At 67.6% G+C, this 19,469-nt stretch carries 20 protein-coding genes and 1 tRNA gene; 10 read left to right on the forward strand and 11 right to left on the reverse strand.

The genetic code is table 11. From position 1 onward, the window contains the following. Nucleotides 1–264: 264 nt before the first annotated feature. The 3 genes from serA to trmD form a co-directional block, all read right to left on the reverse strand. Entirely contained in the window at nt 265–1,857 is a 1,593-nt protein-coding gene (gene serA, locus ASF26_RS09080) for a phosphoglycerate dehydrogenase (protein WP_056253291.1), read from the reverse strand. Nucleotides 1,858–2,126: 269 nt separating this feature from the next. Next, nucleotides 2,127–3,293, reverse strand: a complete 1,167-nt coding sequence (locus ASF26_RS09085) for a phosphoserine transaminase (RefSeq protein WP_056252462.1) — start codon at nt 3,291–3,293, stop codon at nt 2,127–2,129. A gap of 157 nt (nt 3,294–3,450) precedes the next feature. Continuing rightward, nucleotides 3,451–4,167 carry a tRNA (guanosine(37)-N1)-methyltransferase TrmD gene (gene trmD / locus ASF26_RS09090; protein ID WP_056252465.1) on the reverse strand — a complete coding sequence of 239 codons (717 nt, stop codon included), beginning with the start codon at nt 4,165–4,167 and terminating at the stop codon, nt 3,451–3,453. A gap of 139 nt (nt 4,168–4,306) precedes the next feature. Between trmD and ASF26_RS09095 the strand changes: the two genes are divergently transcribed. Further along, nucleotides 4,307–5,047, forward strand: a complete 741-nt coding sequence (locus tag ASF26_RS09095; protein WP_056252468.1) for a methyltransferase domain-containing protein — start codon at nt 4,307–4,309, stop codon at nt 5,045–5,047. Nucleotides 5,048–5,126: 79 nt separating this feature from the next. Next, nucleotides 5,127–5,918: a DUF4239 domain-containing protein gene (locus ASF26_RS09100; RefSeq protein ID WP_056252472.1), complete on the forward strand. Its 792-nt coding sequence runs from the start codon at nt 5,127–5,129 to the stop codon at nt 5,916–5,918. Between the two features lie 28 nt (nt 5,919–5,946). Here the strand turns inward: ASF26_RS09100 and rimM are convergent, their stop codons facing one another. The 4 genes from rimM to ASF26_RS09120 all read right to left on the reverse strand — a co-directional run bounded on the left by rimM (nt 5,947) and on the right by ASF26_RS09120 (nt 8,933). After that, nucleotides 5,947–6,633 carry a ribosome maturation factor RimM gene (rimM, locus tag ASF26_RS09105; protein ID WP_056252475.1) on the reverse strand — a complete coding sequence of 229 codons (687 nt, stop codon included), beginning with the start codon at nt 6,631–6,633 and terminating at the stop codon, nt 5,947–5,949. A gap of 12 nt (nt 6,634–6,645) precedes the next feature. After that, nucleotides 6,646–7,008 (reverse strand): 30S ribosomal protein S16, encoded by a 363-nt coding sequence (rpsP, locus tag ASF26_RS09110; RefSeq protein ID WP_018042769.1) that lies wholly within the window; start codon nt 7,006–7,008, stop codon nt 6,646–6,648. A 111-nt stretch (nt 7,009–7,119) separates the two neighbouring features. Further along, nucleotides 7,120–8,685, reverse strand: a complete 1,566-nt coding sequence (gene ffh / locus ASF26_RS09115; RefSeq protein ID WP_056144465.1) for a signal recognition particle protein — start codon at nt 8,683–8,685, stop codon at nt 7,120–7,122. A 17-nt stretch (nt 8,686–8,702) separates the two neighbouring features. Further along, nucleotides 8,703–8,933: a hypothetical protein gene (locus tag ASF26_RS09120; protein ID WP_056144470.1), complete on the reverse strand. Its 231-nt coding sequence runs from the start codon at nt 8,931–8,933 to the stop codon at nt 8,703–8,705. 403 nt (nt 8,934–9,336) lie between these two features. On the opposite strand from ASF26_RS09120, the gene ASF26_RS09125 reads away from it, so the two are divergent. Beyond that, nucleotides 9,337–10,566 carry a diguanylate cyclase gene (locus ASF26_RS09125; protein WP_056252478.1) on the forward strand — a complete coding sequence of 410 codons (1,230 nt, stop codon included), beginning with the start codon at nt 9,337–9,339 and terminating at the stop codon, nt 10,564–10,566. 279 nt (nt 10,567–10,845) lie between these two features. Here the strand turns inward: ASF26_RS09125 and ASF26_RS09130 are convergent, their stop codons facing one another. Then, the gene (locus ASF26_RS09130) at nt 10,846–11,214 is read right to left on the reverse strand and encodes a hypothetical protein (RefSeq protein ID WP_056252481.1); all 369 of its coding nucleotides are present in this window, start codon (nt 11,212–11,214) and stop codon (nt 10,846–10,848) included. A 76-nt stretch (nt 11,215–11,290) separates the two neighbouring features. Further along, nucleotides 11,291–12,313 carry an LLM class flavin-dependent oxidoreductase gene (locus tag ASF26_RS09135; protein WP_056253293.1) on the reverse strand — a complete coding sequence of 341 codons (1,023 nt, stop codon included), beginning with the start codon at nt 12,311–12,313 and terminating at the stop codon, nt 11,291–11,293. Between the two features lie 185 nt (nt 12,314–12,498). Between ASF26_RS09135 and ASF26_RS09140 the strand changes: the two genes are divergently transcribed. After that, nucleotides 12,499–13,413 (forward strand): MBL fold metallo-hydrolase, encoded by a 915-nt coding sequence (locus ASF26_RS09140; protein WP_056252484.1) that lies wholly within the window; start codon nt 12,499–12,501, stop codon nt 13,411–13,413. Nucleotides 13,414–13,429: 16 nt separating this feature from the next. Here ASF26_RS09140 and ASF26_RS09145 read toward each other — a convergent pair whose 3' ends face one another. Continuing rightward, a complete protein-coding gene (locus tag ASF26_RS09145; protein WP_056252488.1) occupies nt 13,430–14,131 on the reverse strand; it encodes a glutathione binding-like protein in 702 nt (233 codons plus the stop codon). A gap of 212 nt (nt 14,132–14,343) precedes the next feature. Here ASF26_RS09145 and ASF26_RS09150 point away from each other — a divergent pair, with 212 nt between their 5' ends. The 5 genes from ASF26_RS09150 to ASF26_RS09170 all read left to right on the forward strand — a co-directional run bounded on the left by ASF26_RS09150 (nt 14,344) and on the right by ASF26_RS09170 (nt 15,760). Next, entirely contained in the window at nt 14,344–14,607 is a 264-nt protein-coding gene (locus ASF26_RS09150; protein ID WP_156462927.1) for a hypothetical protein, read from the forward strand. A 68-nt stretch (nt 14,608–14,675) separates the two neighbouring features. Beyond that, nucleotides 14,676–14,870: a hypothetical protein gene (locus ASF26_RS09155; RefSeq protein WP_056144489.1), complete on the forward strand. Its 195-nt coding sequence runs from the start codon at nt 14,676–14,678 to the stop codon at nt 14,868–14,870. Nucleotides 14,871–14,942: 72 nt separating this feature from the next. Beyond that, on the forward strand, nt 14,943–15,194 hold the full coding sequence (locus ASF26_RS09160; protein WP_056144492.1) for a hypothetical protein: 252 nt from the start codon (nt 14,943–14,945) through the stop codon (nt 15,192–15,194). A gap of 128 nt (nt 15,195–15,322) precedes the next feature. Beyond that, nucleotides 15,323–15,399 (forward strand) — tRNA-Pro (locus ASF26_RS09165). 49 nt (nt 15,400–15,448) lie between these two features. After that, a complete protein-coding gene (locus ASF26_RS09170; protein ID WP_018042781.1) occupies nt 15,449–15,760 on the forward strand; it encodes an ETC complex I subunit in 312 nt (103 codons plus the stop codon). A gap of 446 nt (nt 15,761–16,206) precedes the next feature. On the opposite strand, the gene ASF26_RS09175 is transcribed toward ASF26_RS09170, so the two are convergent. Continuing rightward, nucleotides 16,207–16,962 carry an SHOCT domain-containing protein gene (locus ASF26_RS09175; protein WP_056252491.1) on the reverse strand — a complete coding sequence of 252 codons (756 nt, stop codon included), beginning with the start codon at nt 16,960–16,962 and terminating at the stop codon, nt 16,207–16,209. Nucleotides 16,963–17,158: 196 nt separating this feature from the next. Between ASF26_RS09175 and glgX the strand changes: the two genes are divergently transcribed. Then, nucleotides 17,159–19,435, forward strand: a complete 2,277-nt coding sequence (glgX, locus tag ASF26_RS09180) for a glycogen debranching protein GlgX (protein WP_244475877.1) — start codon at nt 17,159–17,161, stop codon at nt 19,433–19,435. The last annotated feature ends 34 nt before the right edge of the window (nt 19,436–19,469 follow it).

Below are 19,469 nucleotides of genomic sequence, written 5' to 3' on the forward strand. Positions count from 1 at the left end.
GCCGCTCGAAATCCCGCCCTACCTTCCTGGCTTAATTTGCACACCTTCTTTCGTAGGCAGAGCGCGTCCCTCTCCCCCTTGTGGGGAGAGGTCAGGAGTGGGGGTGGCGCCGCCAGCCTCCGCAAGCTGAGGGTCACCCAACCACCCCCACCTCCAACTCCTCCCCACAAGGGGGGAGGAGGGCAGGGCTGCGCAACCCGCGAACTATGTGAATGGCGTAGTCTTTGCGGGAAAATGAGGAGACCGAACGAAGGCTCGCCCCTCTCAGAAGCACACCGGCCGCGCCCGCTTCACCTGCGGGATCGTCTCGATCTCCGCCCTCACGCTCTCCGAGATCGGCGCATCCACGGCGCAGAAGCAGATGGCGTTGCCGCCCTCTTCCTCGCGGCCGAGATTGAACGTGGCGACGTTGACGCCGGCCTCGCCCAGGATGGTGCCGAGCCGGCCGATGAATCCCGGCTTGTCGTGGTTGCGCACGTAGAGCATGTGCGGCGCGAAGGCGGCGTCGATGGCGATGGAGCGGATCTCGATGATCCGGGGCTTGCCGTCATGGAACACCGTCCCGGCGGCGTCGCGCGGCATGTCCTCGGCATCGATCGTGATGCGGATGACGGATTCGTAGTCGCTCGCCCCGCCCTCGCGCTTGATCTCGTCCACCACGATGCCGCGCTCGCGCGCCAGAGCAGGCGCGGAGACCATGTTGATGTCCTGCAGGAACGGCCGCAGCGCGCCCGTCACCGCCGCCGCCGTGAGCGCGCGGGTGTTCATGCCCGCGACAGCGCCCTCGTAGGTGATGCGGATGCCCTTGATCGGCGCGTCCGTGAGCTGGCCGAGGAACGAGCCGAGCTTTTCGGCGAGCGCCACGAACGGCTTCAACCGGGGAGCCTCGTCCGCGGAAATGGACGGGAAGTTGATCGCGTTGGTGATCGCCCCGGTCATTAGGTAATCGGACATTTGCTCGGCGACCTGCAGCGCCACGTTCTCCTGAGCCTCGTTGGTGGAGGCGCCCAGATGCGGTGTGCAGATGACGTTCGGGTGGCCGAAGAGCGGGTTGGCGGTGGCAGGCTCCTCGATGAACACATCGAAGGCCGCCCCGGCCACATGGCCCGAATCGAGGGCGGCACGGAGCGCCACCTCGTCCACGAGGCCGCCACGGGCGCAATTGACGATGCGCACGCCCGGCTTCGTCCGGGCGAGGTTCTCGGCCGACAGGATGTTGCGGGTCTTGTCGGTCATCGGCACGTGGAGCGTGATGATGTCGGCCCGCGCCAGCAGCGCATCGAGTTCGACCTTCTCCACGCCGATCTCGAGCGCGCGCTCGGGGGAGAGGTAGGGGTCGTAGGCCACGACCTTGAGCTTCAGGCCGATGGCGCGGTCGGCGACGATGGCGCCGATATTGCCGCAGCCGATGATGCCGAGCGTCTTGCCGGTCAGCTCGACGCCCATGAAGCGGTTCTTCTCCCACTTGCCGGCCTGGGTCGAGAGATCCGCCTGCGGGATCTGCCGCGCGAGGGCGAACATCATCGCGATGGCGTGTTCGGCGGTGGTGATGGAATTGCCGAACGGCGTGTTCATGACGATGACGCCGCGCGCCGTGGCGGCGGCGACATCGACGTTGTCGACGCCGATTCCCGCCCGGCCGATGACCTTCAGCCGCGTCGTTTGCTCCAGCACCTTTTGCGTGACCTTGGTGGCCGAGCGAATGGCGAGACCGTCGTAATGGCCGATGACGGCCGCGAAGCGTTCCTTGTCCTTGCCAAGGTTGGGGAAGAAGTCGACGTCGATGCCACGGTCACGAAAGATCTGGACGGCCGCGTTCGAGAGGGAATCGGAAATGAGCACCTTGGGAGCAGCCATGATGGCCTCCGGCTCTTGAGGAAGGGGGGATGCGGGCAACATCGGGGCCACCATGTTTCGGGCAGCCGACATCGGATCCCGTCCGCCCACCTCATCCTGAGGTGCTGCGTTTGCAGCCTCGAAGGAGGGCTCCAGAGATCGCAGCGCGAACTGGAGGACTCCTTCGAGGCCTCCGCTACGCTGCGGCGCCTCAGGATGAGGGTGCGGTTCGGATCGGTATTGTCAGGCGGCGCACAGGAACAATGTGCGCCGACGAGGGCGTCGTCGCCTCAGGCCGCCTTGGCGAGCTTGGCCTTCTCAGCCGCATAGGCCCAGTCGAGCCACGGCATCAGGGCCTCGAGATCCGAGGTCTCCACAGTGCCGCCGCACCAGATGCGCAGGCCGGCCGGGGCGTCGCGATAGGCGCCGATGTCGAAGGCGATGCCCTCGGCATCGAGGGTGTCGGCGATGCCCTTGGCGACCGCCGCCACGGTGGCGTCGCCCTTGGCCAGCACGTCCGGATCGGTGATGACGAGGCACACACCGGTGTTCGAATACGTCGCCGGATCGACGGCGAGGTGTCCGATCCAGGGGGTCCGCGCCACCCAGTCGTGGACGACCTTGGCATTGGCGTCCGCGCGGGCATGGAGCGCGTCGAGACCGCCGATGCCTTGCGCCCAGCGCAGGGTATCGAGGTAATCCTCCACCGCGAGGAGCGAGGGCGTGTTGATCGTATCGCCCTTGAAGATGCCCTCGATCAGCTTGCCGCCCTTGGCCATGCGGAAGACCTTCGGGATCGGCCAGGCGGGGGTGTTGCTCTCGATGCGCGCGACGGCGCGGGGCGAGAGGACGAGCATGCCGTGCGCGGCCTCGCCGCCCATCACCTTCTGCCAGGAGAAGGTGACGACATCGAGCTTCGCCCAGTCGAGCGGCATGGCGAAGGCGGCCGAGGTGGCGTCGCAGATGGTCACGCCGTCACGGTCGGCGGCGATCCAGTCGCCGTTCGGCACGCGGACGCCGGCGGCGGTGCCGTTCCAGGTGAAGATGACGTCGTTGTGCTTGGTGTCGATGGCCGACAGGTCCGGCAGCACGCCGTAGGCGGTCTGGTGGACGATGGGCGAGATCTTGAGTTCCTGCAGCGCGTCCGTGACCCATTCGGAGCCGAAGGCTTCCCAGGCGGCCACTTCGACGGTCTTGGGGCCGAGCATCGACCACATGGCCATCTCGACGGCGCCGGTATCGGAGGCGGGGACGATGGCGATGCGGTAATCGGCCGGCACGCGCAGCACGGTGCGGGTCAGCTCGATGGCCTCGACCAGCTTGGCCTTGCCGGCGGGGGAGCGGTGCGAGCGGCCGAGCGCGGCGTTCTGAAGGGCCTGCAGGGTCCAGCCGGGACGCTTGGTGCAGGGGCCGGACGAGAAATTCGGCACGCGGGGGCGCGTGGTGGGACGTGTCATGACAAAGTCCATCCTTACAGATGAATGCTCCTCGTTGGGGAGGAGTGGCCCGGCGCTGCCAATGGACCCGTCCCGGCGACTTAGCAAGATGCTCGGGCGATAAATTCAGTCCCGCCCAGCACAACGACGCCGGTATGTCCGACCAAGTCTTTGGGAATCAGGCCTTTGACGGGTGAGACTTGCTCGCCCCCATCAGGTCGGGCCGGCGCTCGCGGGTGATCCGCTCCGCCTCCTCCCGGCGCCAGCGGGCGATGGCACCATGGTTGCCGCCGGTGAGGATGTCGGGAATCGCACGGCCCTCCCACTCCCGCGGCCGGGTGTAGTGCGGGTATTCGAGGAGCCCGCCCTCGAAGCTCTCCTCCTCCCCCGAGACCGACTTGCCCATGACGCCGGGCAGCAGGCGCACGCAGGCATCGATGGCGACGAAGGCCGCGACCTCGCCGCCCGACAGGATGTAGTCGCCGATGGAGACCTCCTCGAGGCCCCGCGCCGCGATGACCCGCTCGTCCACCCCCTCGAACCGGCCGCAGACCACGACGATGCCCGGCCCCTCCGCCAGCTCGCGCACGCGACCCTGCGTCAGGGGGCGGCCGCGCGGGCTCATGAGCAGGCGGGGGCGGGTATCGCCGGGGGAGGCAACGGCATCGATGGCCGCACCCAGCACGTCGCAGCGCAGCACCATGCCCGCGCCGCCGCCGGCCGGAGTGTCGTCCACGGCGCGGTGGCGGCCGATCCCGTGCTCGCGGATCTGCCGGGCCTCCAGGGTCCAGGTTCCGCGCGCGAGCGCATCGCCCGAGAGCGACATCCCGAGGAGGCCGGGAAACATCTCGGGGTAGAGGGTGAGGATCGTGGCGGACCAGGGCGCGCTCGTCATGCCGCTTGATGGCGCGTGTGGTGAGGGCGGGTCAACAACGCCCTTCCGGTCTCATGCCACTACGGGCTCCGCCGACGAACGCCAACGCGCCGCAACCGGGGGGAGGGCACTTCCGGGCGGGCCGCCTCGTTGTCCCGCCATGTCTCCTCGTCTCGCCCTCGCGGCCTTGCTCACCCTCGTCGTCCCGGCCTTCGCTGCAGAACCGCTGGCACCTCCCGGCGCCCCCGCCTCCGCCTTTCCGAAGCCGGACAGGCCGGTGGCCGAGATCATCGCCCCGCTCTGGGCATCGGAAGCCCAGCGCGACACGGTCGACGAAGTCGGCCAGGTGGCGCGGCTGATGCGGATCGCGCCCGGGGAGACGGTGGCCGATATCGGGGCCGGCAGCGGCTATTACACGGTGCGTCTGGCCGAGCGGGTCGGGCCGCAGGGGCGGATCGTCGCCGAGGACGTGACGCCGCGCTACCTCGCCGACCTGACGGCCCGCATCGCGCAGGCCAAGCTCGGCAACGTCACCGTGGTACGGGGCGAGCCCCACGATCCGAGGCTCCCGCCCGGCTCCCTCGACGCGGCGTTGCTGGTCCACATGTACCACGAGATCAGCCAGCCCTATGGCCTCCTGCACAACCTCGCCGCCGCGATGAAGCCCGGCGGCCGGGTCGGGATCGTCGATGCCGACGCGATTCCCTCGCGGCACGGGACGCCGCCGGCCCTCCTGCGGTGCGAACTCGCGGCGGCGGGCTACCGGGAGACCGGCTTCTCGGTGCTGGAGGGCGGGGTCGGCTATCTCGCGATCTTCGAGGCGCCCACGGTCGACGCGCGTCCCGTCCCCTCCGCGATCTCCCCCTGCAAGGACGTGGCGACGCGATCCGACCGGCGGTGATCGCGCCCGGATTCACGGTTCGGTAGCGGCGAAGCGCTAGGGTGGCCCCGCCTCGAACACCGAGCGGGAGAATGAGTGCGTGGTCCTGACGTTTTGGCTCGATCAGCCTGTCTGGCTGATGTTCGTCCTTCTGAGCGCCGTCTTCGCGGTCTGCATGGGTGCCATCAGCCTTCTCTCCACCTGGTCCGCGACGCGGCCGGGCATGCATAAGCTCGGGATCGGCGTCGTCGCCCCCTATTTCAACGCCATCTCGGTGATGCTGGCGCTGCTCACGGGCTTCGTGGCCAACGACGCCTGGGAGCGTCAGCGGCAGGCGACGAAGATCGTCCAGTCGGAGAAGACCAACCTCCTCGCCGTGCATGACCTGAGCCTCGCCACGGCCTCCGACATGTCCGCGATCCGCACCAAGCTGGTCGCCTATGCGAACGCGCTGATCGACGACGAATGGCCGAAGATGACGGTGGGCGAGTCGTCGGCGACCGCCAACGAGGCCCTGGGCGAGTTGATGCAGTCCGTGGCCGATCCCCGGCACAGCGCCGAGGCGGGAGCCGCCGCGCATGGGAGCCTTCTCGACGCGGTGATGAACCTGCGGGCCGAGCGCGGCACGCGCCTCGGGCTCGCCGATGTTCAGGGCGACCAGTCGAAATGGCTGACGCTGATGGTGCTGGCACTGCTGACCCTCGTGTCCATCGGGCTGATCCACGTGGACAAGCCGGTGCCGCAGGCCGTGGCGATGATCCTGTTCTCGGTCGCCACGGTGACGACGCTGGGCATGATCGGATTGCACGAGCGGCCCTTCGACGGGCCGATGCCGGTGACGTCGGCGCCGCTGGAGATGGCGCGGACGGCGATGACGAGCGTCAAGCCCTGAGCGACGGCCCGGTCGGGTCGCTCCCGCCTCAGGCGGGCTCGTCGGGCGGCTTCGGCCCGGCGGGCGCGAACAGGTCGTCGGGCGGATCGACGACGACCCGCCCGTTGGCGACGTCGAGGGTCGGGACGAAGGCCTTGGTGAAAGGCAGGAGCGCGGTGGGACCACCGAGGGCCGGCTTGATCTCGAGGAGATCGCCGCCGCCGTAATTCGGCACGTCGGTGACGGTGCCGAGGAGTGCGCCGGACACATCCACCACGTCGAGGCCGACGAGATCGGCCGTGAAGAACTCGTCTTCGTCCTCGACATGGCCGAGGCGGTCGCGCGGAAGGTAGATGGCGAGGCGGTTGAGCGCTTCCGCACCGTTGCGGTCGGAGACGCCCTTCACCCGCACAACGAGCAGGTCGGGCGAGGCTCCGCCGGCCCGGCGCACGTCGGTGAGCTCGATGCGCTGGCCCCCGGCGCCGATGAGCGGCCCGTAGGAGCCGATGGCCTGCGGATCGCCGGTATAGGATTTCAGGCGGATTTCGCCGTTGAGCCCGTGCGCGCGACCGAACTCGCCCATCTGGACGAGGCTCGGATCGGTGGACGGGAGCGGCACCTCCGGCATCGGCCGGGGCCGATGCGCGGAGGTCGCCGAGCCCGAGCCGATGCGGCCCGGGCGGTCGCGACGGCCGCCATCGCCGGTGGGGTTGCTGCCTCCGGGACGGCGCGCCATCGCGAAAACGCCTTAGGCCGCGGCGTCTTCGGCCGGGGCGGCGGCCTTCTCGGCGCGCTTGGCGGCGCGCTCCTTGGCCTTCTCGCCCGGCTCGGCCTTCTGCGGGTTGTTGCGCGCGGGGCGCTTGGCGAGGCCGGCGGCATCAAGGAAGCGCAGGACGCGGTCGGTGGGCTGGGCGCCCTTGGCGAGCCAGGCCTGGATCTTCTCGGACTCGAGCACGATGCGGGCCGGATCGTCCTTGGCCTTCATCGGGTCGTACACGCCGACCTTCTCGATGAAGCGGCCATCGCGGGGCGCGCGGGCATCGGCGACGACGATGCGGTAATACGGGCGCTTCTTGGCGCCACCACGGGTGAGACGGATCTTGAGGGACATGGTGTGCTCCTGGAGGTTGGTAATCTGATCGTTCTTGGCGGATAGCGAGTAGTGAGTAGCGAAGAGGGCCGGCCTGCCGCCCCTTCGCTATTCGCTACTCCCCATTCGCCCCTACTTCTTCTTCCCGAACGGGAAACCGCCGAGGCCCGGCAGACCGCCCGGCCCCTTCGGTCCTCCGAGCCCCGGAAGGCCCGGCATCTTTCCGCCGCCGAAGCCCGGCGGCATGGGAGGCAGCTTGCCGCCCATCTGCTTCTGCATCGCCTCGATCTGCTCGGGCGTCGGCTCGGGCATGCCGGGGGGAAGGCCGGGCATGCCGCCCATCCCGCCACCGCCGCCGAGACCGAACATTGAGCCGAGCGCCTGGCCGATGCCGCGCTTGCCCGAGCCCATCGCCTTCATCATGTCGGCCATGGTCCGGTGCATCTTGAGGAGCTTGTTGAGCTCCTCCACCTTCGTCCCCGACCCCGCGGCGATGCGCTTCTTGCGGGAATTCTTGAGGATGTCGGGATTCTTGCGCTCCTGCGCGGTCATCGACGAGATGATGGCGCGCTGGCGCTTGAACATGTTCTCGTCGAGATTGGCGCCCTCGACCTGCTTCTTCATGGCACCCATGCCCGGCAGCATGCCCATCAGGCCGCCGATGCCGCCCATCTTCTCCATCTGGGCGAGCTGCATCGACAGGTCGTCGAGGTCGAACTTGCCCTTGCGCATCTTCTCCGCGGTGCGGAGCGCCTGCTCGTGGTCGATGGTCTCGGCCGCCTTCTCCACGAGGGAGACGATGTCGCCCATGCCGAGGATGCGGTTGGCGACGCGCGAGGGATGGAACTCCTCGAGGGCGTCCACCTTCTCGCCGGTGCCGACGAGCTTGATCGGCTTGCCGGTGACGGCGCGCATGGAGAGCGCCGCGCCACCGCGCGAATCGCCGTCCATGCGGGTCAGCACGATGCCGGTGACGCCCAGGCGCTCGTCGAAGGCGCGGGCGGTGACCACCGCGTCCTGGCCGGTGAGCGCGTCGGCCACCAGCAGGACTTCGTGGGGATTCGTCGCCGCCTTGACCTCAGCGGCCTCGGCCATCAGCGCCTCGTCGAGGGTGATGCGGCCGGCGGTGTCGAGCATCACCACGTCGAAACCGCCGAGGCGCGCGGCATCCATGGCGCGGCGGGCGATCTGCACCGCCGACTGGCCCTCGACGATGGGCAGGCTGTCGACGCCGACCTGCTTGGCCAGGATCGCCAGCTGCTCCATGGCGGCCGGGCGGCGGGTATCGAGGGAGGCGAGCAGCACCTTGCGCTTGTCGCGGTTGGTCAGGCGCCGGGCGATCTTGGCGGTGGTGGTGGTCTTGCCCGAGCCCTGGAGGCCGACCATCAGGATGGCGACGGGGGCGGGGGCGTTGAGATCGATGAGGCCGGCCTCGGAGCCGAGCATGGCCACGAGTTCGTCGTTGACGATCTTCACGACCATCTGGCCGGGCGTCACCGACTTGACGACGACGGCGCCCACCGCCTTCTCGCGCACCTTCTCGGTGAAGCCGCGCACCACTTCGAGGGCGACGTCGGCTTCCAGCAGCGCGCGGCGAACCTCACGCAGGGCGGCGGTGACGTCGGCTTCCGTGAGCGCACCCCGACGGGTGAGCCCCGAGAGGATACCGGACAGGCGGTCGGACAGGCCTTCGAACATCGTCTGGCTCTCCGAACCTACTGGAACAGTCCGGCGGACGAGACGCGCCGCACCTGCAGCGCCGCCTCGAAGGCGTTGATCGCCGACGCGAACTTGTCCCGGCAATCGGGATTGCAGAACCCGACGACGGACCCGTTGTAGAGCGTCAGGGAATCGGCCGCGATCGGCTTGCCCGACCAGGGGCAGACGTCGTTGACCGCATCCTCGATGCGAAGGGGTTCATGCGCTTGCGACAGGGCGAGACTCACTCGTCTGGATCGGCGGAGCGACGGCCTGTTTCCAACGCGAAACTCGCCCGAGGGCGCATCGCGCTGTCGGGCGTTGACCTCCGGCCTCACAGGGCCGGTCGGCGTTCGTATTGACGACATGTCGTCGGATATGAGGTTGGCGGACTAGTCCGAGAGCCCGCGCAAGTCAAGATCATGGTCGAGCGGACGATGCATTCATGTCGATGCCCGCCTTGGGAGTACCTCACGAAACTCCCGGTCGCTTCCCGCTCACGGCCCTTCTCGCTCACGGCGCAACGGCGCAGCGGGAGTTTTGTGAGAGACACCGAGTCGCCCAAACGGCGGTGAATAGCGTATTCAGACATCCAAACCGCCAAGCTTCGTCGGTGAGCGTGTGACCCGAAAGAGAGAGTGCCCGTCCCGGATGCCGGATTTTTACACGCTGTATCTGGTCGTGCTGATAGCCGGGCTCTCCCATTGCGTGCTCTGGGCCAGCGTCCTCTATCGCTACAGGGAGCTGGCCGGGGTGCGCTACTGGCTGGCGGGCAGCCTGGCCAAGGTGGCGGGCGGCATCCTGCTCGCCCTCGATGGCGGCGTCGGGAATTTCGCCACCACCGTCGGCGGGAATGCCGTCGCCTGTCTGGCCTTCTACCTGAACACGGTCGGCCTGCGCCGCTTCCACGGGGACGAGCCGCGTTGGGCTCTCCATGCCGGGCTGCTGGCCGCCAGCGTGCTCGCCATGGCGCTCACTTGGCAACCCTGGTGGGGCCAGAACCCGCTCTACGTCACGTCGCAATGCATTCCTCTCGCGCTCGCCATCCTCTATCTCGCCCGGCGCCGGATTCGGGAGCTCGGCGCGCTCATCACGATGAGCGCACTGGCGACCGCGATCACGGCCCATGGCATCGTCGCCTGCGCGGTGACGGTGAGGCTCAGCGGCATCGCACCGGATGTGTCCCTGGTCTCCCTCGCCGCCATCGACCTGCTGGTCTTCATCCTGGCGGGCATCGTCTGGAATTTCGGCTTCCTCGTCTCGGTGGTCGACAGCCTGATGGCGACGGTGGAGCGGCTGGCCGCCGAGGACGACCTGACCGGCCTGCCCAATCGCCGCCAGTTCATGCGGCAGCTCGCCGGGGAGTGCGCGCGCGAGACCGGCGAACCGTTCAGCGTGATGCTGATGGACCTCGACCGGTTCAAGGGGATCAATGACGGCCTCGGCCACGTGGCCGGCGATGCCGCGCTCCAGCACGTGGCGGACGCGGTGCGGGGAAGCATCCGCCCCGCCGATATGTTCGCGCGGCTCGGCGGCGACGAATTCGGCATCCTGCTTCGCGGGATCGAGGGGGATGCGGCAACCGAGATCGCCGAGCAGGCCAACGCGGCCCTGCGCGCTTCGCCCTTCCTCTGGCGTGGGGAGACCATCGGGCTGACGATCAGCATCGGCGTGACCTCGGCTGTCCCCGGCAGACACCACACGCCGGAGGAACTCATCGAATGCGCGGATTCCGCGCTCTACGCCACGAAGGGCCGGACACGAGACGGCTGGACATTCCTGCCCTTCGCGTCCCGGCCGGGCTTCGGCGCAGGTCAGGCGGGCGGGGCGAAGGCCGCGCGCCTGCCCGACCGGGCCTCCCGCATCCCGCTGGCAGGCTGAACCGACCGCCTGCGGTCGAGCGCTATGAGAGTCACGCATCTCGCGGGATGCGCGGGACCCTCCTCCCCAGCGGATCTCGGGCCTGCCCGAGATCCGTCGAGCTTGTGGGGAGGAGTTGGAGGTGGGGGCGGTCGGGCGACCCTCACGCTGCGGAGGCTGGCGGAGCCACCCCCACTCCTAACCTCTCCCCACAAGGGGGAGAGGGACGCGCCCTGCCTAAAAGCAGAGGGATAAATGCAGCAGGCTCGGCCGAGAGCGATCAGAGCGAGGCCCCCGGACTCACCGTTCCTCGAATTTCGGCTTCCGCAAGTCCGCCTGAAGTTTCAGCACCTCGTCGATACTCATCGAGCGGCTGCTCCAGTTGGTCTCCATGATGTTGATGGCGGTGAAGCTGTAATGGGCCTTGCCGCCATAGGCGTCGAACGGCGTGCCGTCCGGGTCCGGCGCCACCGGCTTCATGTAATCCACCCGGTAGGACGGGTGGCCGCCCTTGCCCGTGACCGCGATGCGGACCGAGGCATTGCCGTGCCGTTTCTGGCAGAAGCGCATGTTGGTGAGCAGCCGGCTCAGATAGGCGTCGGCCTCCTCCAGGGTGGGGACGACGTCCGCGAGAGTCGCGTCGGAGGGAAGGTGCGTCTTCTTGATCATGTCGGCCCGTAATGTTGGTGCCGCACCATAGGCACACCTCCTAAGGGATGCGAGACCCTGCCCGGCGCAGCCGGCTTCAGCCCGCGACGAGCTCCCGTGCCGGGGCTGCCCGGACCGGCGCCGCGGCGACATCCGCCAGGATCTCGTAGGAGCGCACGCGGGCGGCATGGTCGTGGATGGCGCTGGCGACCATGAGTTCGTCCGCGCCGGTCTCGGCGATCAGGTCGGCGAGCCCCCGGCTCACCGTCTCCGGCGAGCCGACGATGGCGCGGGCGAGCATCCCCGAAGCCTGGCGCTTCTCGGAGGGCGACCAATAGGTCTCGATATCGTCGATGGGCGGCGGCAGCAGGCCCCGCGTGCCCCGGAACATGTTGGCGAATTGCTGCTGCGCCGAGGTGAACAGGCGGCGCGCCTCGGCATCGGTCTCGGCCGCCACGACGTTGACGCCCACCATGGCATGGGGCGCCGTCGACTGCTCGGACGGGATGAAGCGCTCGCGATAGACGGCGAGCGCTTGGATCAGCGCATCCGGCGCGAAATGCGAGGCGAAGGCGTAGGGCAGGCCGAGCATGGCGGCAAGCTGCGCTCCGAACAGGCTTGAGCCGAGAATCCAGAGCGGCACCTTGGTGCCCGTGCCCGGCACGGCCTGGATCACCTGACCCGGCTGCGCGTCGCCCAGCAGCGCCTGGAGTTCGAGGACGTCCTGCGGGAACTGGTCCGACGTCTCGGGCGAGCGCCGCAGGGCGCGCAAGGTCCGCTGGTCGGTACCCGGAGCGCGCCCCAGGCCGAGATCGATCCGGCCCGGATACAGGGTCTCCAGCGTGCCGAACTGCTCGGCGATGACCATGGGCGAGTGGTTCGGCAGCATGACCCCGCCGGCCCCGACGCGGATGCGGCTCGTGCCCGAGGCTACGTGGCCGATGACCACGGAAGTCGCCGCGCTGGCGATGCCCACCATGTTGTGGTGCTCGGCGAGCCAGAATCGCCGGTATTCGAGGCGCTCGGCGGCCCTCGCGAGGTCGAGGGTGTTCCGCAGGGCGTCCCCGGGCGTCGCGCCATGCGGAACGAAGGCGAGGTCGAGAACCGAAAGAGGGATCATGAATCGCGTGTCCGTTTGCATGAGCGACCGGCTCGCGCCGGCCATGAACGTCCCCACCCGGAAGAGATCGCGACGCCGCCGCCGCTTCGCAACCGGGCCGTCCGGCGCAGGAGCCATGCGTTCCGGCCGGCTCCGGAGGGATCCTCTCGTCATCCGACCCGCGACAGCCTCACGGCACGACCTATATGGCTGGGCCTCGACCTCCCGTCCCGAACCCGAGCAACGCCACCGTGTCTCCCGGATACCTGCCCTTCGCCGGCGCCCTCGATCTCCCCGCCTATACCTGTGACAATTGCGGGTTCTGGCAGCGCCATTTCGCGCCGCCGCCCTCGTGTCCGATGTGCCTCGACGCACGTCACGTGGTGCCGCAGAAGGGCTGGCAGTTCTGGAGCGAGCGCGAGGCGCAGGAGCGCTTCCCCTGCCATTGGGAGGAGCTGGAGCCGGGAATCTGGCGGTTCTGGAACGATCCCGTCTCGGGAATCGGGCCGAGCGCCTACCTGATCCAGACGCCCGACGGGAATATGGGATTCGAGGCCTGCCCGGTCTTCAGCGAGGCGGCGCTCAAGCACATCGCGTCCCTCGGCGGGATGCAGGTCCTGTCCTCCTCGCACCCGCACGCCTACGGGGCGCTGGTGCAGTTGCAGGATCGATTCGACCCTGAACTCTGCCTGCCGGCCGCCGACTTCATCTGGAGCGCGGCCTTGCAAGTCTCCTGGCCCTACGACGATTTCCTCGAACCGCTGCCCGGCCTCGAACTCCACCGCACGGCGGGGCATTTCGACGGTCACGCAATCCTGTTCGACCGATCGCGAAAAATTCTGTTCTGCGGTGACGCCTTGAAATTCGAGCTCGACCCGAAGGATTTCCGCCGGGCCGAGACGATCTCGGCGCACAAGGCCTTCGTGCGCGGCGTGCCGCTGACCACGAACGAACTGCGCCGCTATCGCGACGTCTTCGCCCAGCTCGACTTCACCCAGACCTGGACCCCGTTCGAGCCGGCCGCCAATTGCGGCCGGGCCGAGGTGCTGGCCCTGATCGACGGCATGCTGGCGACCCGCCCGCACGCCGCCCCGGTGAGGCTGGACAGCCTCCGGCGATAGGTCAGTCCCGCTTGCGTCAGACCCGTTTGGCGGTCTGGCCGAACATTACCTTCTTGGCGTCCTCGCTCATGGTCTTGCCGTGGTCGGGGTTGACCTCGGGCGCGCGGGCATAGGCCGCCTTGGTGCCGGGACGCTCGGCGATGGCCGTGAACCAGCGCTTGAGGTTGGGGAAATCGTCGAGGTTCTGGCCCTGCTTCTCCCAGGGGACGATCCACGGATAGGAGGCCATGTCGGCGATGGAGTAATCCGGCCCGGCGACGAACTCCCGGTCGGCCAGACGCCGGTCGAGGACGCCGTAGAGCCGGTTCGTCTCCTTGACGTAGCGCTCGATGGCGTAGGGGATCTTCTCCGGCGCATATTGGGAGAAGTGGTGGTTCTGGCCGAGCATCGGCCCGAGTCCGCCCATCTGCCAGAACAGCCATTGCAGCATTTCGGCCCGACCCGGCAGGTCGGCGGCGATGAAGCGTCCGGTCTTCTCCGCGAGATAGAGCAGGATCGCGCCCGATTCGAAGAGAGTGATCGGAGCGCCGCCCCCCGGCGGTTCGTGATCGACGATGGCCGGCATCCGGTTGTTGGGGGCGATGGCGAGGAAGTCCGGCTTGAACTGCTCGCCCTTGCCGATGTTCACCGGCTTGATCGTGTAGGGAAGCCCAGCCTCCTCCAGGAACATCGTCACCTTGTGGCCATTCGGCGTCGGCCAGTAATGCAGATCGATCATCGAAATTCCTTTCAGCGCGCCGCGATTGCCGGGCAGCGCCGAAGGTCGAGTTGGCGACCGCCGGCACCGAGGTCAAGCCGCGCCGGTCACGCGAATACCGGGCTGGTCGAGTGGCAGGTCACTAGAATGCGAGGGATTGTTCGACCGATTGCTTCAGGGTTCTCGTGCTTGCATGATCGCTCACGGGGGTACCCGAGCGGGAGACCGGCAGGATGAGCAGCGCTATCTCGATCAGCGGCGGCGGGATGGTGGCGGCCTCCCAGCGCTTCAGCAACGCGGCGGAACAGATCGCCTCGGTCGGCATGACCATGCCCAGCCCGACCCAGGTGGATCAGATCCTCCCCAGCCCGACCCAGGTCGACCTGTCGAGCTCGGCCATGCAACTGTTGGAGAGCAAGGCGAGCTTCGAGGTCAACACGGCGGTGCTGAAATCGACCCTCGACACCGAGAAGCGCGTCCTCGACATCCTCGTGTAGCATCCCGCCCGTAGACCGCTCCGCGCTCGAGGCATAGCACCCCCATCCATCGACGGAGGCCCCTCCCGATGACGATCACGGTTTCGCTGAGCTCACTTGGACTGCTGAAAGCCATCGACGTCGTGACGGATGCCCGACGCGACGCCCTGCGCCAACGCGAGGCCGAGCCGAACGTCGTCTCCGTCAATGTCGGCGCGCGTACCGAACCAACCTCGAACGCCCGCCCGACAGGTCAGAACCGCGTCGTCGACGTGTTGGTCTGACATTGTACCGATAGCCTGAAAATTAACCGGCCAGGGTGACAGTCGGCGTCAGGTTAGAGCTGGATCCATGACGTGACTACCAATCGTCGCCGCGCCTCGCGGAAAGGTGCATTTCGCATCGGGGCGCTCTCCTTCGCGGGCGAGCGGGCGGATATCGACTGCCTGGTCTGGGACCAGTCCGAGACCGGCGCACAGATCGAGGTCGAGTCTCCCGAGGAGGTTCCGGACGAGTTCATCCTGGTGATGACCGCCTACGCCAAGCCGCGCGCCTGCACGGTCGTCTGGAGACGGGACCGGAAGCTCGGCGTGGCGTTCTCCGTCTGATCCGCAGAGCCGCCGACAGGGGAGGGGCCGCAGAGTTCGACTCTCCTTCACCATCGTGGCGCTTATCGCCGCGGCGCGCTTGCTGTTTGCTTCCAAAAACCGTACCTCCGCTCTGCGCGCGAGCGTGTCGGGGTGTAGCGCAGCCTGGTAGCGCATCTGGTTTGGGACCAGAGGGTCGTAGGTTCGAATCCTATCGCCCCGACCAATCGCGTGCGTATCGGCCGTTCTCTCCTGCTGGAGCTATCGACCCCACGATGCCGAGTGCTCGAATCTATCAGCCCGCCAAGGATGCCTCGCAATCCGGCACGGCCCGCACCAAGGCCTGGCTGCTGGAATTCGACCAGAGCTCTCCGCGCGACACCGACCCCCTGATGGGTTGGACCGGATCGTCGGACATGCTGCAGCAGGTCAGGTTGTCGTTCGAGACCCAGGACGAGGCCGTCGCCTACGCCACCCGCAACGGCATCACCTTCCGGGTCGAGCAGCCCCAGAAGCCCGCGATCCGCAAGGGCCTGTCCTATTCGGACAACTTCAAATTCAACCGCACGGCGCCCTGGACCCACTGAGGTCGCCGGGGCGCCGCGATCGGTCCATTCGGCTCAGAGCTGAATCATAATCGTGATCGCGCCGAATATCAGGACCGACGCGACCGCGACGGCGAGCAGGATCAGTGCGGCGCGTGATTCGCGCATGTCATTATCGGTCATCGATCCCTCGTTACGATAAAAACCGCGGAAATGGGAGCGAGTCCGGATGCCGTGAGGTATTCGAGACGCTGCACCCTATGTCGTACCGTGGAGGGCGGGTTTCTCAGCGCCGGAAGCATGCCGTCGGATCGATCGGCAAGGTCCACGATGATTTCGCCCTGCCAGGCGATGACGCGCGCAGCCGCATGACAGGCGGCGCGCGATGGGCCTGACGACACTTCCAGGTCCCGGTCCGAGCCCCGCGGGAGGAGAGACACCGTGGGGATGGAGGTCCCGGCGCAATCGCGCGGCGCCGACCACGCCCCCTACAACCGCGCCAGAAGTTCGGCCTTCTTGGACGAAAACTCCGCCTCGGTGAGCACGCCCTTGCGATGGAGTTCGGACAGGCGCTCGAGGGTCGAGATCACGTCCCCCGAGGGGGATCCGGCCTGGGCGAAGTCCGGCTCCGGGGCCGGACGCGGGCGCTCTTCGGTGCGGGGCGGGGCCGCGATCGGGTCGGGGTGGAACGGCTTCGGTTCGAGGGAGCGTTCCGGCGTGGGGGCCACGCTGACCCGCTGGAGCGATTCGAGGTCGACGTAACCGTTGCGGCCGCTGAAGCGGAGGCTCTGGGTATCGCCCTGCTGCTGCGAGACGCCGGATATGTCGTAATGCCCGGTATCGTAAAGGACGAGCGTTCCGGCGGTCTCCACGGCGAGCAGCCGGCTATCCGGGAAATAGGCGTAGCGCATGTTGTTCTGCGAGCCCGACGTCGCCGGTCGGCCGAGTTCGGCGGGCCACCAATTGGCGGACGTCGAGCCGTCGTTCCAACCGCCGGGGGGCAGGGATTGGGCGAGGTCCGAGCAGATCGCCGCCACGCGCGACTTGAGATTCGCGTCGAACATGTTGCCGATCATGGTCATGCCGCCGGACGACCATTGGCCGAACCCTCCGAGTTCGGGATGGTTGAACTGGGCCATGGTCCCATTGCCCGCTTCCAGCGCGCGCATGAGATGGCGCACGGCATCGACGCTGACGCCGTGCCGGTCGGCGACGGTCTGCAAAACGGAAGATCTGTCGGGCATGGGCTGGCTCCAGAACGGCAACGATGTCGAGCGCGGCAAAGCGACCCGATCATAGTACGGCATTGACGCGAATGTGCCTCTCGCACCGCAAAAAGTTTCCACGCCGGCGGACCTTACGGTCAAGCATGAACGTTCACTCGGCAGAATTCATGCCGTCGGGCTCCGCCTCAGGCAGCGAGCCCCCCCTGGAGTGATCATGGTCGCCAAGAACCCCCCGATGCCGCAGGCCGCCACGCAGACGAAGGCGGTGCGATCGCGCATCAAAGAGGGATCACCCTATCCGCTGGGCGCCAACTGGGATGGCCTCGGCGTCAATTTCGCCCTGTTCTCGGCCCATGCCACCAAGGTCGAGCTCTGCCTGTTCGACGATGCCGGAGAGCAGGAACTCGAGCGCATCGAGTTGCCGGAATACACCGACGAGATCTGGCACGGCTACCTGCCCGACGCGCGGCCCGGCACGATCTACGGCTACCGGGTCCACGGCCCCTACGAGCCCAAGGCCGGGCACCGCTTCAACCCGAACAAGCTGCTGATCGACCCCTATGCCAAAGGTCTCGTCGGATCCATCACTTGGAATCCGGCCCTGTTCGGCTACCAGATGGAGACGGGTGACGACCTCACCTTCGACGAGCGCGATTCCGCGCCCTTCACCCGCCGCAGCCGCGTCATCGACCCGGCCTTCACCTGGGGACGGGACCGCAAACCCCACGTGCCGTGGGAGAAGACGATCTTCTACGAAACCCATGTGAAGGGCTTCACCAAGCTGCATCCGGCCGTGCCGGAGAAGCTGCGCGGCACCTATGCCGGCCTCGGCAACCCGGCCGTGCTCGACTACATCAAGAGCCTCGGCGTGACCTCGGTGGAGCTCCTGCCCGTCCATGCCTTCGTGCAGGACGATTATCTCCAGGAAAAGAACCTGGTGAATTACTGGGGCTACAACACGATCTCATTCTTCACGCCCGCCCGGCGCTACGCGGCGGTGCCGGACTTCGCCTTCTCCGAGTTCAAGGAGATGGTGGCGCGCATGCACGGCGCCGGCCTCGAAGTGATCCTCGACGTGGTCTACAACCACACCGCCGAGGGCAACGAGAAGGGTCCGACCCTGTCGTTCAAGGGCGTCGACAACGCTTCCTACTACCGCCTCATGCCCGGCGACGAGCGCTACTACATCAACGATACCGGCACCGGTAACACCTTCAACCTCTCGCACCCGCGCGTCCTGCAGCTGGTGACCGATTCCCTTCGCTACTGGGCGACGGAAATGCGGGTCGACGGCTTCCGCTTCGATCTCGCCACCATCCTGGGGCGCGAGCCGCACGGTTTCGACGAGGGCGGCGGCTTCCTCGATACCTGCCGGCAGGACCCGGTGCTGAACTCGGTCAAGCTCATTGCCGAGCCGTGGGATTGCGGGCCCGGCGGCTATCAGGTCGGCGGCTTCCCGCCGGGCTGGGCGGAATGGAACGACCGGTTCCGCGACGATGTCCGCGGCTACTGGCGCGGCGATTCCGGATTGCTGCCGAGCCTCGCCTCACGCATCACCGGATCGGCCGACAAGTTCAACAAGCGCGGGCGCAAGCCCTGGGCCTCGGTGAACTTCCTCACCGCTCATGACGGGTTCACGCTGAACGACACGGTTTCGTACAACGAGAAGCACAACCTCGCGAATGGCGAGGATGGGCGGGACGGGCATTCCCACAACCTCTCGAACAATTACGGCGTCGAAGGCCCCACCGACGATGAGGCGATCAAGGCGGTGCGCACCCGCCAGATGCGCAACATGATGGCGACGCTGTTCCTCTCGCGGGGAACGCCGATGCTGCTCGCCGGCGACGAGTTCGCCCGCAGCCAGGGCGGCAACAACAACGCCTATTGCCAGGACAACGAGATCTCCTGGCTCGATTGGGAGGGGATCGACGATGCCGGTCGCGACCTCGCCGAGTTCACGCAGCGCCTCACCATCCTGCGCGAGGCCCTTCCGATCCTCACCCGCGGCCGCTTCCTCTCCGGCGCCTATGACGAGGACCTCGGCGTCAAGGACGTCACCTGGCTGCGGCCCGACGGCGAGGAAATGTCCACGGAGAACTGGACGGATGGCGGCGCGCATTCCATCGCCGTCCTGCTCGATGGCCGCGCCCAGGCTTCCGGCATCCACCGCCGGGGAGGCGATGCGACGCTGCTGATCCTCTACAACGCCTACAGCGACCTCGTTTCCTTCACCCTGCCGGGTTCCGTCGGCGGCGTCGGCTGGACGCGACTGCTCGACACCAACCTGCCCGACAGTCAGGAGATCGGCACCTGGGCCATCGGGGACCGCTACGACGTCACCGGACGCTCGATGCTGATGTTCGTGCTCAAGCCCGAGGAGACCGAAGGTGACGAGGCGACCGAGATGGAGCGCTCCTACCAGCACGTGATGCAGGCGTTCGAACGCGCCAATATCGAGAGCGTGCGCTTCGCTCCCTCGGCGACCTGAAGCACGCTCCGCCGAAGTGGATGCCACTTCGGCG

The sequence above is a fragment of the Methylobacterium sp. Leaf93 genome (assembly GCF_001422345.1).
Taxonomy (GTDB): Bacteria; Pseudomonadota; Alphaproteobacteria; order Rhizobiales; family Beijerinckiaceae; genus Methylobacterium; species Methylobacterium bullatum.